This window comes from Pedobacter sp. GW460-11-11-14-TSB4 (assembly GCF_059423705.1).
The window spans coordinates 184,175-201,598 of the sequence record NZ_JBWKYI010000011.1 but is presented as its reverse complement, the minus strand read 5'-3'; the positions used below and the strand labels follow the sequence as shown (position 1 = coordinate 201,598).

The following is a 17,424-nucleotide window of genomic DNA, read 5'->3' as shown; positions in this document are numbered from 1 at the left end:
AACCCGGGTACCTAAACGGGATTGCAGTGGCAGCTCCCGATTTTCCTTCAAAATCGGGACTATAACGAAAAGCCCGGCGAACATTAAACTGATGTTACAGGTTCTGCTTTCCAAAAAACATCAAACAGTGCTGAAAAACTGATTTACAAAGGGAAAGCGTTTTAAAGGTTTTGAAAATGAAAGGTTCTGTACCTGTGGCAGCCGGTAGCCCTGCTATCTCTCCAAGTCCTCACTCGTTCCTCGCTCCGGGCTTTTCGCTCTATCAGGTTTATAAACTGAGGGCGGTGCATCTAAGCACTATGCAAATCTAATAGCAGCACAAACCCGGGTACCTAAACGGGATTGCAGTGGCAGCTCCCGATTTTCCTTCAAAATCGGGACTATAACGAAAAGCCCGGCGAACATTAAACTGATGTTACAGGTTCTGCTTTCCAAAAAACAAATAGGAACTATAAATTTGGCTTATAATACTCCAATTTCAACTCCTGCCCGTCAAACACTGCGTAAGAATTATAATTAAGCCATTCGCCAATATTCACATAGCGGCTTCCATTACCCAAATCGATATCGAGCGGCAGGTGCCTGTGTCCGAAAATAAAATAATCGAAATGCACCTTCTGTAACTGCTCTTTGGCATAAATGGCCAGCCATTCTTTATCCGCTCCTAAAAAAACTTCCTTTTCGGTTTGCGCAGCCCTGCTGCCCCGGCTCCATCCATTGGCAATACCAATGCCCAGGTTTGGATGCAAACGGGCAAATAACCATTGGCAAAATTTGCTTCTAAAAATCTTTCTTAAGAATTTATATTTTTTATCCCCTGGTCCTAAGCCATCGCCATGGTGTAAATAGAATTTCTTGCCACCCCTTTCAATAATCAGTTCATCGCTGATGATTTCCATACCGATTTCCTGAGTGAAATAATCGCGCACCCACATATCGTGGTTACCCTTAAAAAAGTAGATTTTTATCCCGGCATCGGCCATGGCAGCTAACTTACCCTGTAAACGGATAAATCCCTTCGGAATTACTTTAGCGTACTCGAACCAGAAATCGAAAATATCGCCCATCAAAAACAGTTCGCCACAATTCGGTTCTATAAAATTTAACCAGCTTACAATACGCGCTTCACGGGCACGGCTTTCGGCATAACTGGGTGTGCCTAAATGAAAATCGGAAGCGAAGTAAATATTTTTTGCCATGGATTTTCAAAGGTAAAGGAAAAAAGCGGAAAGACTAAAGAAGAAAGACCAAAGCTTAAACCACTATAATCTGTGCAATCAAAAAATCTGTGCAATCAACCCGAAAGGAAAAAAGCGGAAAGACTAAATTAAGGAAACAAACTCCGTGTAAATCTTTGTTTTGATATGGGCAAGCGAGACAAAAACCTTAATGCCCTTAATTCCTCAATGGTAAAATTCTGGAAATTAAAGAAGAAGGATCAAAGCTTAAACCACTATAATCTCTGCAATCAACCCGAAGGTAAAAGGTCAATGATTAAAGTAAGGAACCAAACTCCGTGTAAATCTTTGTTTTGTAATATGGGCAAGCGAGAGAAAAACCTTAATGCCCTTAATTTCTCAATGGTAAAATTCTGGAGACTAAAGAAAAAAGCTTAAAGCACCTTAATCTGCGAAATCTAAAAATCTGTGCAATCAAGCCGCAGGTAAAAACATATATTAGTAAATAATCTGAATACGAAGTATCCTCATTAAAAAAGACAATAAAACCATGAAAAAACAAATTCTATTGAGCTTATTTGCATTAAGTCTGTTTGCCTGTAACCAGGGCAAAAAACCTGCAGAAAAAATAACATTGATGAAATACCCTGAAACAAAAAAAGACAGTACAAAAGATAATTATTTCGGAACGACCATTGCCGACCCTTACAGATGGCTGGAGAATGATACCTCGGCAGAAACAAAAGCCTGGGTTATCGCCGAAAATAAGGTTACCCAAAACTACCTGGAGCAAATTCCTTACCGCGCGGATATTAAAAAGCGCTTAACCGAATTATGGAATTACCCTAAAGAAAGTGCCCCATTTAAGGTGGGCGAATATTATTTCTTTACTAAAAATGATGGCCTCCAGAACCAGAGTATCTGGTTTATTAAAAAAGGATTAGCAGGTAAGGAAGAGATTTTTCTCGATCCCAATAAACTCACAAAAGATGGAACAGCAGCCGTTTCATTGCTTGGTTTCTCGCACGACAAAAAATACCTGGCTTATTCCGTTGCACAGGCGGGATCAGACTGGAGCAATATTTATATCATGGAGGTTGCCAGTAAAACCAAATTAGCCGATGAGCTGAAATGGACTAAATTCTCTGGTGCAGCCTGGAAAGGTGATGGTTTTTACTACAGTAAATTTGACGAGCCCGCTAAAGGAACCGATCTTTCAGCAGCCAACAAATACCAAAAAGTGTATTTCCACAAATTAGGCGATCAGCAGCAAAATGATCAGTTAATTTTTGAAGACAAAAGCAATCCAAATCTATATTTTGGCGCCAACGTTACCGAAGATGAACGCTTTCTGGTGGTTTACGCCAGTGCGGGTACTTCGGGCAATGCACTTTATTATCAGGATTTAAAAGCGCCGGATAGCAAAATTGCCTTACTGGTTAAAGGTTTTGAAAACAACCACAGCGTTGTTGATAATATCGGTGATAAACTGCTGGTAAATACCGACCTCGGTGCCGAAAACAAACAGGTAGTTTTAGTCGATCCAAAAAATGCAGATCCTAAAAACTGGCAGAAGATTATCCCTGAATCTAAACTGGCTTTAGAAGGTATTGGAACTGGCGGAGGATTTCTTTGGGCATCCTACTTAAAAGATGCAAGCACCAATATTGTTCAGTTTGATTTAATGGGAAAGAAAATTGGCGATGTAAAACTACCAGCTATCGGAACCGTTGGAGGCTTTGGCGGGTACAAAGAAGACAAAGAATTCTTTTATACCTTTACCAACTTCACCACTCCGGGCACGATTTATCGTTACGATATCAATAAAAGCGAATCGATATTATATAAAAAATCAGACCTGCAGTTTAACACCGATAACTACGAAACCAAACAGGTATTTTATCCATCAAAAGATGGCACAAAAGTACCCATGTTTATCGTACACAAAAAAGGCATCAAACTGGATGGCAACAATCCCGTTTATCTGTATGCCTATGGCGGCTTCCAGATTAGTTTAACCCCAGGCTTCAGCCTCTCGCGGATGCTCTTTTTAGAGCGTGGTGGCATTTACGTTCAGCCGAGTTTACGGGGTGGAAGCGAGTATGGCGAGGCCTGGCACAAAGGTGGTATGTTAGCCAAAAAACAGAACGTTTTCGACGATTTTATCGCCGCAGCCGAATACCTGGTTAAAGAAAAATATACCAATCCGGCTAAAATAGCCATATCTGGCGGCTCAAATGGCGGCCTGTTGGTCGGTGCCTGCATGACGCAAAGACCTGACCTGTTTAAAGTGGCTTTGCCTGCTGTTGGCGTTTTAGACATGTTGCGTTACCATAAATTTACCGTAGGCTGGGGCTGGGCCGTTGAATATGGAAGCAGCGACAAAAAAGAAGATTTCGATTACCTGATTAAATATTCGCCGCTCCATAACTTAAAAAGCGGGGTTAATTATCCGGCCACATTAATCACAACTGCCGATCATGATGACCGCGTGGTACCCGCACACTCCTTTAAATTTGCAGCAACCTTACAGGAAAAATATAAAGGCGAAAACCCTGTTTTAATCAGGATCGAAACCAAAGCGGGACACGGTGCAGGCAAACCCACTACGAAATTGATTGAAGAGGCTGCTGATGTATGGAGTTTTGTATTTCAGAATTTAGGAATGAACTGGTAACGTGTTTTTTGTCATTCTGAACCCCAAAAATTCGTCATCTCGACTGGAGCGTAGCGAAATGGAGAGATCTACCGAGGTAGATTTAGCTTCGCTCCCGAACATTCGGGACAGTATGACAATTTACCGGGGATATGACAAAACCCACTAAATCCATAGACCAATTATAATTTGCTTTAAACTCCTAAAAACCCTTAACTTTTGTTTTTAGCCAATGCAAAGCATATAAAATATTGAATACAACATTATTACAAAATTATCTAGAATATTTCTAAATAGCAGAATTGATAATACTTTATTTTGTAACTTTGCGTCAAATTTTTTTTAATGATCACTACTGATATAGCCGTAATAGGCGCTGGTCCGGTTGGCTTATTCGCCATTTTTGAAGCCGGTTTATTAAAAATGCGTTGCCATTTAATTGACTACTTGCCGCAGGTTGGTGGTCAGCTGTCTGAAATTTACCCTAAAAAACCGATATACGATATCCCTGGTTATCCTTCTGTGTTGGCTCAGGAACTTATCGATAACTTAATGGAGCAGGCAAAACCTTTCCATCCAACGTTTACTTTAGGCGAGCGTATTGAAGGTTTAGAAAAGCGTGGCGAGGCAGATTTCGTTTTAACCACGAATATGGGTACCGTTATCGAAGCTAAAGTGGTGGTAATTGCAGGCGGTTTAGGTTGCTTTGAGCCACGTAAACCTGCTGTAGAAAACTTAGAAAACTTTGAGAATGGTAAAGGCGTAAATTATATGATCCTTGATCCTGAGAAGTACCGCGATCAGAAAATGGTGATTGCCGGAGGTGGTGACTCTGCTTTAGACTGGACCATTTACTTAGCTGAAGTTTGTTCTGAATTAACTTTAGTGCACAGAAGCGAGAGTTTCCGTGGTGCGCCAGATTCGGTTGCCAAAGTAATGGCATTGGCAGAAAGCGGAAAAATCAATTTGATTTTAAACAGCAACCTTCAGGCTGTACAGGGAACGGATAAATTAGAACAAGTAGAAATTGTTCAGAACCGTACCATGGAAAAAACGGTAGTAGAAGCTGATCACTTAATTCCTTTATTTGGTTTAAGTCCTAAATTAGGTCCAATCGAAGATTGGAACTTAAATATCAACAAAAGTGCAATTGAGGTTAATGTGGATGATTATTCGACAAATATCCCTGGAATTTATGCTATTGGCGATATCAACACGTACACCAACAAATTAAAGTTGATTCTGTGTGGTTTCCACGAGGCAGCATTAATGAGCCACAGTGCTTATTCTTACATGAACCCAGGTGTGAAATATACCATGAAATATACAACTGTAAACGGAGTTTCAGAATTTTAAGCTTTCTCCTATATTTGTCGCTACAAACATAAGAGAACTAAAAAAAATGGAAAATAACATTAACATATATATGCAAGAGCCGGATGGCTCGGTTACGGAACACGTTGCACCAACTGACATGGGTTTAAGCCTGATGGAGTTTTTAAAAGCATCAGAGTACGATATTCTGGCTACCTGTGGCGGAATGGCCTTATGTGCTACCTGCTGCGTAGATGTGTTAGAAGGCGAAGAGAAACTGAACGAAATGACAGACGATGAGTATGCCATGTTAGATACCTTGCCTGATCTGTTACCAAATTCGCGTTTAGCCTGCCAGTTGCAGTTAAATAACAATATGGACGGATTAAAAGTAAAATTACACGGCGTAAGCTAAGGCTGTAAAACATATTAAATGGAAAAAGGCGATACGTAAAGTGTCGCCTTTTTTTGTTTTAGATCATGTTAGTCGAGATTTGCAATCTCGACTGAATGAGGTGTGGATTTGCAATCCACCAAAGGATTTAAAATCCTTAGCACTAAAGTCGGGATTATAAATCCCGACTAACAAGTAATGACGAACTTTGCTATTATTGAATACTTACTTTCTGCTTTGCTACATTCCAGCCGTATACCTCTACACCCAGATTACTTTGTTTCCCTGTATATTCTACCGTTACCGTTTTACTTTCGCCTGGTAAAATACTTACATAGTTATCATCATAAAAAGCAGGGAGTATACGTTCACCGCTATTGCCGTTTATTAAAGCAACACGGTTAAAAAATGCCACCGGATTTCCGCTTGCATTGCTCAAAGTCACGGTAACCTTACCATTTTTCTGATTGACAGCTGCTACTTTTAATGGTGTTTGTTTGATGTTTTTTAACCCCGAATATTCACCGTCCTTACCAGGAAGCCAGTAAATATTCTCACTTAAAATATTTTGCTTTTGATCTAAAATCCTTAAAGAAACAAATACACCTTCTTTTTTATCCAGTTTGGTTAAGAATTCGTTCATAGGAAAAAGTCTCCTCACCGAAGATGGACCTACTGAGTTGAATACCTGCGAATAGAAATAATCTTTTCCATCCATATCATAAGCTTTCGCTTGTACCATCAGGTTATTTCTGGTGGTGAACCCATTGTTTACGATGGTAACCATACTATCCAAAGGATTCATCATCACATGCAAGGGCTCACTCCCTTTTCTTAAGCCATATAAACAGGCATTAGGATCAAGGTAATAATCATACATCTGTCCACGCATGGCTGTCCATGGATTTTGGGTTTTCCAGATGATTGATCCGGTATACCAATCCCACATTTTATTAGAAAAACCTTCCATTAATGCCCTGTATTGATCGTAATTGGCCAGCTGGGCCTTCATGGCAAAATCTTCTGCACTTTTTGGCTTACCGTATGGATTAAGGTATTGCTCATAAGAAATATATTTATGGTAATCCCACACCGAATCGGGTTTAGCTTTGTATTGCGGTGCAATCAGGTTTTCTTTTGGGATAAAACGGAGCAGGGAAACATAATCGCCTACACCTACCGATCCAACTTCCGAATTATAAGGAAAGGTTCTGGTGCCCCAGAAAGTTTTAATGTCCTGTATGCCGTAAGGGCCATCGCCATTTCCACCGATTGAATTGAACGACATTTCGTCGCTATTAGAGAAATCGAAAAGTTTTCGAGTACCATCCAGGCGCGGCAGGATATCGTTTTTTAACGGCTCTAAAATGTCTTCAGGTGGTGTAATTTCATTCCCTCCACACCAAAAAGCCAGCGAAGCATGGTTCCTGATCATCTTGATCTGATCTTCAATGGCTGTTAAGGTTAAATGATGATCATCAGGATAATTTCTGCGTGTCCATTGGTCTTCCTTTTTCATCGGATCTACCCAACGGCCATTACAATCACCACTGAACCAGAAATCCTGGAATATCAATAAACCATATTTATCGCAGGCGTTGTAAAACTCTGGTCTTTCTAAAATTGCCCCTCCCCAAATCCTGATCAGGTTGAGGTTCATATCTTTATGGTAACGTACTTCGGCATCGTAACGGGCATCACTAAAACGGAGCATTGCATCAGAAATAATCCAGTTGCCTCCTTTAATAAAAATCTTTTGTCCGTTTACATAGGCGCCCATACTTTGAGTATGTCCATTCCAGATATTGTCAATCTGGCGAACCCCTACTTTAAGCTGTTCCTGGTCTAATACCTGATTGGCGGCTACAAATTCGATCTTCACCTCATACAGGTTTTGCGGCCCATATCCGCTTGGCCACCATAATTTAGGGTTTTCGAGCTGTAAATCCGGTAGTTTAACTGTGGTGGTTTTGTTTGCCGCGATAGTGGCAGGCTGTTTAATCAGCTTTCCGGCAATTTGATATTGCAAGGTGCCTGAAACCGCCTGGCCGGTAGGATTTTCTACTTCAACCGAAACTTTAACTGTAGCTGGATTTTGTTTGCCTTCGGGTAAACGCTTGCCCGGAACCAGGGTGATTACTTGTGGATTCTGGATATTTATACTTTTTGTTTTCTCAATAGTCACTTTATCCCAAATGCCCGTGTTACGGTCGCGGGTGGGCTGAATCCAGTCCCAGCCAGCTGTATATTGTGTGGTTAAGCCTTTTGCAATGGTACCATCGCCACCTTGTCCACCATTCGGATTGCCCGGAAAATCTGGTGGATAAACGATAACAGCCAGCCTGTTTTTTCCGTTCGAAGATAACAGTTTAGTGATGTTGTATTGCGCCCTAAGGTGCATGCCTACCTGGGTTTTCGGATTAACTTTTTTTCCGTTTAAATAAATTTCGGCTTTGTAATTTATTCCTCTAAACTGCAGCCAAACCTGTTCGTTACCCACAGCATGCTCCTCGAAATCTTTTACAAACCAATAGGTATAATAGTCGTTACCCGTTTTATATACATCCGGAATTTTTTCATTATTCATTCCATAAAATGGATCTGGAACCTTTTTATTATTTAGCAAAGTGGTTAATACCGTTCCGGGAACAGTTGCAGGCATCCAGTTGTTGGTCGAAAAACCTGCCTTCGAAATTTCTGAGCCGTTAGCTTTTGCCTCTTTAATATTGGTGCATACCCAGCCCGAATTTAACTCGTAACGCTGTTGCGCATCGACAATTAAAGCTGAACAGAGTAAAAAAAGTAAAAATATTTTCTTCATTTATTTAAGATATTTAGTTGATACTTGTTATGGTTGATGTTCATGAGGATGTATTTAGAATTGTCATCCTGAGCCTGTCGAAGGACCTTACACAACGCCGTGCAGGGCGTTTCGACAAGCTCAACCAGACAAAATCCAGATAAACTAACCTCTTTTTCATCTGGAATTATTTCCCGGATGTTGGTCTATCCCCAGGTTTTACGCCCCAGCTTTCCGATGGTTTATTGCCCATGTAAATTTGCATATTTCCTCCTGCTGTAATGGTTTTATGCAGGATAAATGATTTTGTATAAGCTTTGCCATTCAGTACAATTTTCTGAATGTATTTATGCTCAGCACTATTACCTATCACCTTAATATCGAATTTCTTATTCCCAGGCAATGAAATGTTAGCACTGTTAATCAAAGGCGTTCCAAAAACGTAAGCACCGTTTGCCGGATTTACGGGATAAAATCCCATTGCTGAGAAAACATACCAGGCACTCATCTGCCCTACATCTTCATTGCCGCACAATCCATCTGGTTTAGCCGAATAAAAATCTTTATCAATTTTACGGATCAGATCGGCAGTTTTCCATGGCTGGCCTGCATAAGTATATAAATAGGGAATGTGGTGATTGGGTTCATTTCCCTGTGCATAATTACCAATCAATCCGCTAATATCCGGCGAACCATTGGTCCCTAAATCTAAAGGTAAGGTAAATAGCGAGTCGAGTTTATTGGTAAAAGCTTTATCTCCTCCAAAAAGATTAATCAGCCCTTCTACATCTTGTGGCACCAACCAGGTATACTGCCAGGCATTGCCTTCTACGTAATCATCTTCACGGTGTTTGGATGAAAAAGGATCGAAAGGACTTCTCCAGTTTCCATTGGTAAGTTTACCCCGCATAAACTGAACGTTTGGATCGAAATATAAACTATACAACTTCGATCTTTTGCTAAAGTAAGTGTAATCTGCCGTTTTGTTTAGTGCTTTCGCCATTTGAGCGATGCAATAATCGTCAATAGCATATTCCAAAGCCTTACCCACTGATTCGTTTATTTTATCGGCCGGAATATGTTTAAGCTCCTGAATGTATTCGATGCCATCCGTTTTCTGCATGGCCGATTGTTTTATGGCTTCGTATGCCAGGTTTACATCGAAACCGCGGTAGCCTTTTAAATAAGCATCAACAATAACCGGAACGGCATGATAGCCTACCATGGTATTGGTTTCGCTACCCATTAAATGCCAAACCGGTAGTTTACCCTGTTGCTTGTAAATGGCCAGCATGGTATTTACCACATCGTTTACCTTATCCTGGTGCAGGATCGTGAAAAGCGGATTTGCTGCACGGTAGGTATCCCAAAGAGAGAAAGTAGTTAAATTATTAAAACTGGCCTTTTTGTACACCTTTTTATCTGTACCCAGGTAATCTTTGTTTACATCGTTAAAAAGTGATGGCGCCACCATCGTGTGATACAAAGCGGTATAAAACACCTTTTTGGTTGTATTTGAAGCCTCAATCTTTACCTTGGCGAGTTCCTTCTCCCATTTTGCATCACCGTTTTTAACTGTTGATGCAAAGTCCCAGCCTGGTAATTCTGTTTTTAGATTTAAAATGGCATTTTCGATGCTTACCGGAGATAAAGCTACTTTAATCTGTAATTTATCGTTGTTAATGGCATTAAAACTTACCGCTGCTTTTAGTTTTTTGCCAGATAATGCCGCGCCACTTTTCACTGCAGTGCTGTCATACAATGCCAGACTTTTAATCGGTTGTGAAAGTTTAATTACAAAATATAAACGTTGATCGTTGGCCCAGCCTTTCGAATTACGATGCCCTACAATAGTGGTAGCATCAAGCTGTTTAAATGAAGCAGATACAGGCGCATCCCAGCCTATACCCTCAATCAAATCGATAATGATATGTGGATTTTCAGCGTCTTTTTTAAAGGTATATTGGTGAAAACCTACCCTTTCGGTCGCAGTTAGTTCGGCTTTAATGCCATATTTCTCTAACAGCACACTATAATAACCAGCTTTAGCGGTTTCATGCTGATGAGAAAAGGTAGATAAATAACCTGCAGGATCATTGGCCGTTTTGCCTTTTTCTAAAAGCGTTTTTCCGGTTGCGGGCATAATCGAAATATCACCTAAGTCGCCAATACCGGTACCACTTAAATGCGTATGCGCAAAACCGGTAATGGTATTGCTGGCATAATTATATCCACTGCACCAGTCCCAGCCTTCAAAAATATTGTTCGGCCCAAGCTGTACAGCCCCAAACGGAACATTGGCACCTACAAAAACATGCCCATGTTTTGCTGATCCGATTAATGGATCGATATACTGGGTTAAATTCGTTTTTTGTTGTGCAAAGGTATTATTGGTAAAAAGAGAGGCCGTTAAAAATAGAATGGAAGAGATTTTCTTGAACTGCATGGTGCTTATAATTTCCGACAATAGATTTAAAAATCTAAAAGTAAAACGTTTTACGTTTATTTTCTTATAAAGAGGTGAAGAATTGTGTTGAAATTAAGTAAAAGCATTGAATTAAGCCCAATTATAGGAAGATAAATAGGCTTTTGAACAAGAGAGATCGTCATTGCGAGAAGGCTTTTTCAGCCGACAACTTGTCCCGACCTTTCGGGGAAGCAATGACGACTTTTTTGATTGAAATTCGGAAAGATCCTTCACTACGTTCAGGATGACAGCATATATAAATGTCCTCTTAGCCAATCTCCAAAACGATTACCTGATCGGGTTCTGCCCCATTTAAAGTTGTGGTAATGGTTAATTTCGACTTTTTAAAGGTATAGTTTACCGGGCTTTTATCTTTTAGTAAATATGCCTTTTTAATTTTCTTTACCGGAACGTTTTCTAAATCAAGGGATGCCGTTTTTCCGTCAACCAGGTGGATATAAATTTTATTGTCGCTTTGTGTAATGCTGCCCCAGGCTTGCGGTTTAATAAATCCAGCTTTTGTACCATAAATGCTTTCGCCATAAATTTTAAGCCAATCGCCCAGGCCTGTTAACCGGTCTTGAAACTCTGGCTGGATTTTACCGCTTGGCATCGGACCAATGTTCAGTAAAAGATTAGAACCCAAACTCGCGGCTTTAACCAACATATGAACCAGTTCTTTATTCGATTTGTAATAGGTATCGCTCAAATTATATCCCCACGAATTTGAAATGGTTTCGCAGGTTTCGAGTGGTAATTTATCTGATGCCTTTTGAAAGCTCAAGCCCGATTTATTCTCGCCCGGAAGATCGCGCTCGAACATCTGAAAATCTTCTCCGGCAAAGGGTGTAAGGTGATGGTTGTTACCAATCATACATTGTGGTTGAAGTTTGTGGATTAAACCATAAATTTCATTGTATTTCCAATCAATCCGCGAAGTCCGGTCTTTTGATCCTTCTGGTTCGGTTTGATCCCAATGCCCGTCAAACCAGATCCCTCCGATTTCACCATAATTGGTTAACAACTCGGTCAGCTGGTTTTTCATAAACTGCAAATAACTGGCGTAATCGCCTTTGCCGGTTCTGCCCGAATTCTGACCAGTACGGCCGGTTTCATGCGGATAGTCTTCCCTGCGCCAATCTAACAGCGAATAATACAGGTATAGTTTTATACCTTGTTTATGGCACTCATCGGCCATCATTTTTACAATATCTTTTTTATAAGGCGTATTCATGATGTTGAAGTCAGAATACTTCGTATCCCACATACTAAAGCCGTCATGATGGCGGGTGATTAGCGTAATGTACTTCATTCCGGCATTCTTCGCCATACTCACCCATTGCTCAGCATTAAATTCAACCGGATTGAAAAAATCTTTCAGGTTGGTATAATTATGAACATTCAGCTTCCGTTCGTTCATTACCCATTCGCCACTTCCCGGGATGCTAAAAGGCCCCCAATGAATAAATAAGCCGAATCGGGCTTCGTTAAACCAGGCTCTTTGTTTTAAATTAGCGGCCGCAGGTGTATAATCCTGTGCTTTTAACTGTAAGGCGCTTAATAGCACAAGGCATATCAGGGCTAATTTCTTCATAAGGGATAGCGGTATAGTTTAGTCGGGTTTAGTCTATTGATGCGGTGGCTTTGGTTGGTTTTCCAATCACCTTATAATTGCCATCTCCTTTTAAAATGGCCAGTATCTGCGATTGATTGGTAAAAAGATTTTTCGCCGCAGCCAATTCTTTATCGTATTGGAAGCTTTGCTCAATTCTTCCTTTTTCGTAAAAATAACGGCTCACAATCTGTGTTTCTAAAACCCTTTTAATTTCTGCTTTATGGCTAACCAGATCAGTTTTTTTAGAAGAGGTAAGTTTATATTTAAGATTTTCCAGATCGGTTTTCACTTCAGCAGATTTATTTTCCTTTTCAGCCTCTAACCTTAAATCGGAAAGCAATCTTTCGGTACGGCTTTGGTAAGCCAGATCTTTATCGGCAAGGCTGCCAGAAAATGTTGCATAATCTGCATCTGATAGCTGGAACGTTTTGGCTGATGCCAGACTTGGTTTCTCTTTCCGGTATTGATTTGCGTAGTTGAAGAACAGGTTTTTATTGATCATTGAAATCGTAATCGGGCTGAGCTTTTTGGCATCAACCACAATATCAGGATAAACACCATTACCACTGTACACATTTCTTCCTGCTTTGGTTTGGTACATGACCATGGTCGAATCGGCAAAACGCTCTGCAACGCCATCAGCATTTTTATGTGCATAATCTAATTTTTGGATACACCTGCCTGATGGGGTATAATATTTAGCAACCGTTACTTTAACCAAACTGTTATAAGGCAGGTTGAAGGTTTGCTGAACCAGGCCTTTGCCGTAACTACGTTGACCGATTACAATGGCACGATCTAAATCCTGTAACGAACCGGCCACAATTTCTGAAGCTGAGGCCGAATTTCCGTTTACCAACACCACCAGCGGAACAGAAGTAGAAACTGGGGTTAAAAGTGTTTTATAGGCAATGTTTTTCTCTACATTTTTGCCTTTTTGGGTTACAATAAGCTGATCTTTATTCACAAAAAGGTTCACAATTTTAACCGCTTCCTGCAAAATACCCCCGCCATTGTTTCTCAAATCTAAAACAACACCTTTGGGGTTTTCTTTTTGAATAGCCAACAGGGCATCTTTAACTTCCTGACCAGAATTTTCCAGAAATTTATCAAGCTTGATATAACCTATTCCGTCGCCAACCATTCCGGAGTAAGATACGTTAGGTTGTTTTATTTCATCACGGACAAGTTTTTTTGTAATTTCTTTACCATCTCTGATCACCAGCAAATCAACCGGCGTTCCTTTGGGGCCACGCAACAACTGACTAATTTCCTGACGATCTTTACCTTTTACCGCAATTCCGTTGATACTCACTACCTGATCTCCGGCTTTAACTTCACTTTTATTTGCGGGATAACCTTCACTCACATCGTTAATAAACAGTTTGCCATCGATAAAAACAGTGCTGGCACCAATACCTCCGTACTGCGTGCTTACATATTTCAACTTGTAATCTTCAATTTCCGATTCGGGAACATACTCGGTATAAGGATCTAAACTATCCAGCATAGCATCAATACCGGTTTTCATCAATTGCGGGGCATTGGTATCATCTACATAGTTAATGTTGATTTCTTTATAGAGCGAAGCAAAAATATCCAGGTTTTTAGAAACCAGAAACAAATCTTCCTTAAATGAAAAAGATAAAACAGCCAGCCCGAAACCTGCTGCTAAAAGACCATATTTTAGTTTTTTCATCCCCTTTATATTTTAATTCCAAATCGTGCAAATTAATAGATGAGCCGTGCTTGAAAGATTATTTAGTAATTGTGTACAAACGTAAATGTACAAAAAGCGATAAAGATTAAAAACAGCTTATTTGGTCGATGCGTAAATTAAGCGTTACGCTAAAAAGAAACAGAAATGGCTTTGTAAAGAGATAAACTAAAGTCTGTTCCCTTTGGTATCAGCAAGTGCTTTTTGAATTGTAAATTCGATGTAGGTACGGTCGCGTTTTACCAAACGCATTAAATCTTCAATTAACTGATCTTCTTTGCCTGGCGTAAATTCTAAAGGTTCGTTCGCCAGATCGCGGTATTTCCTTAAAAATTTAGTTTTTACTTTAAACGCAGTTTCTGAAGTAAGTTGAAAATTAGCCATGGCATATTTTATTTGATGCAAAAGTAAAAAATATTTGCTCAGGTTAATACCTTTTTATGTGATGTGACAAAAAAAGTAGAGATTCGCGGAATATTTTTGCACGATAATTGTGTTAAAACCGCGTTATAAAACCTAACCCGGTATAACAGCGGTTTGATGCAAATTTTAAAAAGAACCATAGCACAAAAAACGCAGGTTAAATTGCTCAAACGCTGTTTATGGTTTTATAACCCTTAAAAAACAATTTAAACAACATGAAAAAGATCATCTTCTCTATTGTTTTCCTAACCTTGGGTTGGGCAACATCAAAGGCACAAACCTTTAACCTTGGGGTTAAAGCAGGCGTAAACTTGGCCAAGTTAAATGCAGATTTCGCAAGTGAAGAAAACCGTTTAGGTTATCAGATTGGTGCCTGGGCACGTATTGGTGGTGCCAGCTTTTATGTACAGCCAGAGGCCTACATTGGCAGTAAAGGCAACAAATTTATCAGCATTACACAGGATAACGGGAATGAAGTTTCAGCTGAAGGAAAAGTAAAATTTACCACTTTAGATGTTCCTGTTTTATTGGGAACAAAATTTGGCGCTAAAAATTTAAACTTCCGTTTGATGGCTGGTCCGGTTATTTCGTTTGTTTTAGACGAAAATTCTTCATTTAGTTCTGCTTACCAGCAAGCTACCGATTTCGACAATTACAAAAACCAGGCATTAGGTTTACAAGCCGGTGCGGGTGTAGATGTTGGCAGTATTTCAGTTGATTTGCGTTATGAAGCTGGTTTATCAAACATCAGTAAAAGCGAAAAGTACACGCAAAAACCTAACTTATTTCAACTGAGTTTAGGTTTTAAAATTTTGTAAGAAATCGCTTTAAATAGAAAAAGCAGCCACTTGGCTGCTTTTTCTATTTAAAGGTATCTGGTTATTTTATTTTATAGTTAAATGACCGATCTTTAAATAATCCATTCTGATTCAAAACTCTGGCACGAACTACAATTGCAGCGCCGATAGCTGGGGCTGAAGGCACCGTATAATTATAAATGAGCGTATCACAATTCTTACTTTTCGAAAATGCAGGAGCATAAGGAATTGTAGAAATAAGTGTTGAGTCGGCCAAATCTACTTTTTGGTAAAACTGAATTTCTTTTACCGGATCAGTTGGTAAAAAATTAAGTTCAACCTTAACAACACTTCCCTTTGCTAAACCGGCAGTAGGAATTGATGGAGTAACAAAAGTGGTGTTAGAAAATATTACAGGAAACCTATTATCATTTATTTTTTGATAAATAGGATCTTTGCTACGATCGCAGGCGTTTAAAACCACTACAAAAGCAAATAGCAGATAAAATATGAATGTCTTTTTCATGTTATAATGTATATGATTATGGTTGATTCCACCATAATGGTTTTAAAAAATAATCTTGTGCATTAGCTCCCTGTTTTTCAACCTCACCTGGGTTAAGTTGTATTTCGGTTAATGGATATAATGTTCGCTGAGGAAACAAACCCTTTGCAACAGGATTAGCATTTGTTGGATAATAGAATCCAGGGTAAACAGTCTGGCTGTAATCCAACCGCCTCATATCTGCCCAACTTTCAGGATTCATAAAAAGCGCAATGTATTTTTGCTGCATAATATCCTTTAGTGTTAAACTTGTGCTCAACTGTACAACTGCCGGTGTTAACATATATGCATCCCTAGCAGTGGCTGCAACACCCAGCTTATCCATATGAGCAATGATACCATCGCGATATGCTTTATAAGCTCTAGGCATATTATTTGCTCTAAACGCGGCCTCTGCTTCAATAAAGCGAACTTCTGCATTGGTTAAAATCTGAAAGACTCCTGAATTATTAGCTGCGTTATAAACTTCTGTTGCATACCAGCTTGTGTAGAAATCAGAAACAACACCCGTTCCTAATGCCTGAGCATTATTAGCACCAGGTTGTGTTCCTGTGCTTGTGGCGGTTGCCATAATTGCAAGTCGCGGATCATCGGGAAGAGCTGCATCACCTAACAAGTTTTTACCATTTAGCATTTCTATCAAAAATCTGCCATATGTTAATGCAGACATGTTATTCCGTGTTGCACCAAATACATTTGTAGAATTTAATACCGTGCTGGTTACAGCCTGCCATTGTAGTTGAGCATCTTCAGAATTCGAACTTAAACCCTTATCAATCAAATCTAATACTGCTGTTGGATTATAAGATGATTTTTTTGTTAAATGATTAGCCTGTCTTGCTTTAATAGAGTATGCAAGTTTAATCCATAATGCGGTATTGCCTTTATAAAGAATATCACCACTGATACTCGGAGTACTAATGTAGAATGGCCTGCTATTGCTTGATGCAGGCTTTTGCAATTCTACAATTCCTTCATCCAATAATTTGTTTACGGCTGCATAAATCGATTCTTGAGTATCATATTTTGGAGAAATTGTTAAAGCGGGCTTAAATGCTTCTGTATACGGAATATCCCCTAATAGATCTGTAGCATGAGCTAAAATAAGCGCATACATGATTTTACCTGCGCCTACATAATAAGGCGAACCTTCTTTCTGTGCAATATCAATCATTGGTGGAATATTTGCTCCAACAATTTGATATGTATCCTGGAACGGTCTTACATTTGGTGCTAAGTAATATTGCTCAAATGCTCCGTTTGGGGCACCCCTTCTACCAATATTCTGAGTGAAAAGACCCGTAAATTGGTAAGCTTCGAAGGCCTGCATAGAAAAACCATTCGAAATAATACTTGGAAGTAAAAAATTAGGGGTTGTAGATGTTGGATTATTTGGATCCGTATTTACATCTAAAAATCCTTTTTTACAAGATATAACACTCGTAATGAAGGTTACCGCTATTATAAATATTATTATTCTTTTCATAACTATAATCAA

Annotated in this window: 12 protein-coding genes; 4 read left to right on the top strand and 8 right to left on the bottom strand. The window is 39.5% G+C overall.

The features are described 5' to 3' along the window. Positions 1-449: 449 nt before the first annotated feature. Positions 450-1,199, bottom strand: a complete 750-nt coding sequence (locus AC07YT_RS13510; protein WP_086548608.1) for a UDP-2,3-diacylglucosamine diphosphatase — start codon at positions 1,197-1,199, stop codon at positions 450-452. 529 nt (positions 1,200-1,728) lie between these two features. Here AC07YT_RS13510 and AC07YT_RS13505 point away from each other — a divergent pair. The 3 genes from AC07YT_RS13505 to AC07YT_RS13495 all read left to right on the top strand — a co-directional run bounded on the left by AC07YT_RS13505 (position 1,729) and on the right by AC07YT_RS13495 (position 5,563). Beyond that, positions 1,729-3,855, top strand: a complete 2,127-nt coding sequence (locus AC07YT_RS13505; protein WP_086548606.1) for a prolyl oligopeptidase family serine peptidase — start codon at positions 1,729-1,731, stop codon at positions 3,853-3,855. A gap of 324 nt (positions 3,856-4,179) precedes the next feature. Then, complete coding sequence (locus AC07YT_RS13500; RefSeq protein WP_029274634.1) at positions 4,180-5,190, top strand: NAD(P)/FAD-dependent oxidoreductase; 1,011 nt, start codon at positions 4,180-4,182, stop codon at positions 5,188-5,190. A gap of 46 nt (positions 5,191-5,236) precedes the next feature. Next, positions 5,237-5,563, top strand: a complete 327-nt coding sequence (locus tag AC07YT_RS13495) for a 2Fe-2S iron-sulfur cluster-binding protein (protein WP_025141835.1) — start codon at positions 5,237-5,239, stop codon at positions 5,561-5,563. Between the two features lie 193 nt (positions 5,564-5,756). Here the strand turns inward: AC07YT_RS13495 and AC07YT_RS13490 are convergent, their stop codons facing one another. The 5 genes from AC07YT_RS13490 to AC07YT_RS13470 form a co-directional block, all read right to left on the bottom strand. After that, positions 5,757-8,363, bottom strand: a complete 2,607-nt coding sequence (locus AC07YT_RS13490) for a glycoside hydrolase family 2 protein (RefSeq protein ID WP_086548605.1) — start codon at positions 8,361-8,363, stop codon at positions 5,757-5,759. A gap of 166 nt (positions 8,364-8,529) precedes the next feature. Then, entirely contained in the window at positions 8,530-10,788 is a 2,259-nt protein-coding gene (locus AC07YT_RS13485; protein WP_086548604.1) for a GH92 family glycosyl hydrolase, read from the bottom strand. A gap of 289 nt (positions 10,789-11,077) precedes the next feature. Beyond that, positions 11,078-12,403, bottom strand: coding sequence for an alpha-L-fucosidase (locus AC07YT_RS13480; protein ID WP_086548603.1), 1,326 nt, complete (start codon positions 12,401-12,403; stop codon positions 11,078-11,080). 28 nt (positions 12,404-12,431) lie between these two features. Beyond that, positions 12,432-14,123: a S41 family peptidase gene (locus AC07YT_RS13475; protein WP_086548602.1), complete on the bottom strand. Its 1,692-nt coding sequence runs from the start codon at positions 14,121-14,123 to the stop codon at positions 12,432-12,434. 186 nt (positions 14,124-14,309) lie between these two features. After that, positions 14,310-14,525 (bottom strand): hypothetical protein, encoded by a 216-nt coding sequence (locus AC07YT_RS13470; RefSeq protein ID WP_025141830.1) that lies wholly within the window; start codon positions 14,523-14,525, stop codon positions 14,310-14,312. A 254-nt stretch (positions 14,526-14,779) separates the two neighbouring features. On the opposite strand from AC07YT_RS13470, the gene AC07YT_RS13465 reads away from it, so the two are divergent. Next, positions 14,780-15,382, top strand: a complete 603-nt coding sequence (locus AC07YT_RS13465; protein WP_086548601.1) for a porin family protein — start codon at positions 14,780-14,782, stop codon at positions 15,380-15,382. Between the two features lie 61 nt (positions 15,383-15,443). On the opposite strand, the gene AC07YT_RS13460 is transcribed toward AC07YT_RS13465, so the two are convergent. Next, the gene (locus AC07YT_RS13460; protein ID WP_086548600.1) at positions 15,444-15,887 is read right to left on the bottom strand and encodes a hypothetical protein; all 444 of its coding nucleotides are present in this window, start codon (positions 15,885-15,887) and stop codon (positions 15,444-15,446) included. 16 nt (positions 15,888-15,903) lie between these two features. Next, positions 15,904-17,412 (bottom strand): SusD/RagB family nutrient-binding outer membrane lipoprotein, encoded by a 1,509-nt coding sequence (locus AC07YT_RS13455; RefSeq protein WP_086548599.1) that lies wholly within the window; start codon positions 17,410-17,412, stop codon positions 15,904-15,906. Positions 17,413-17,424: the final 12 nt, after the last annotated feature.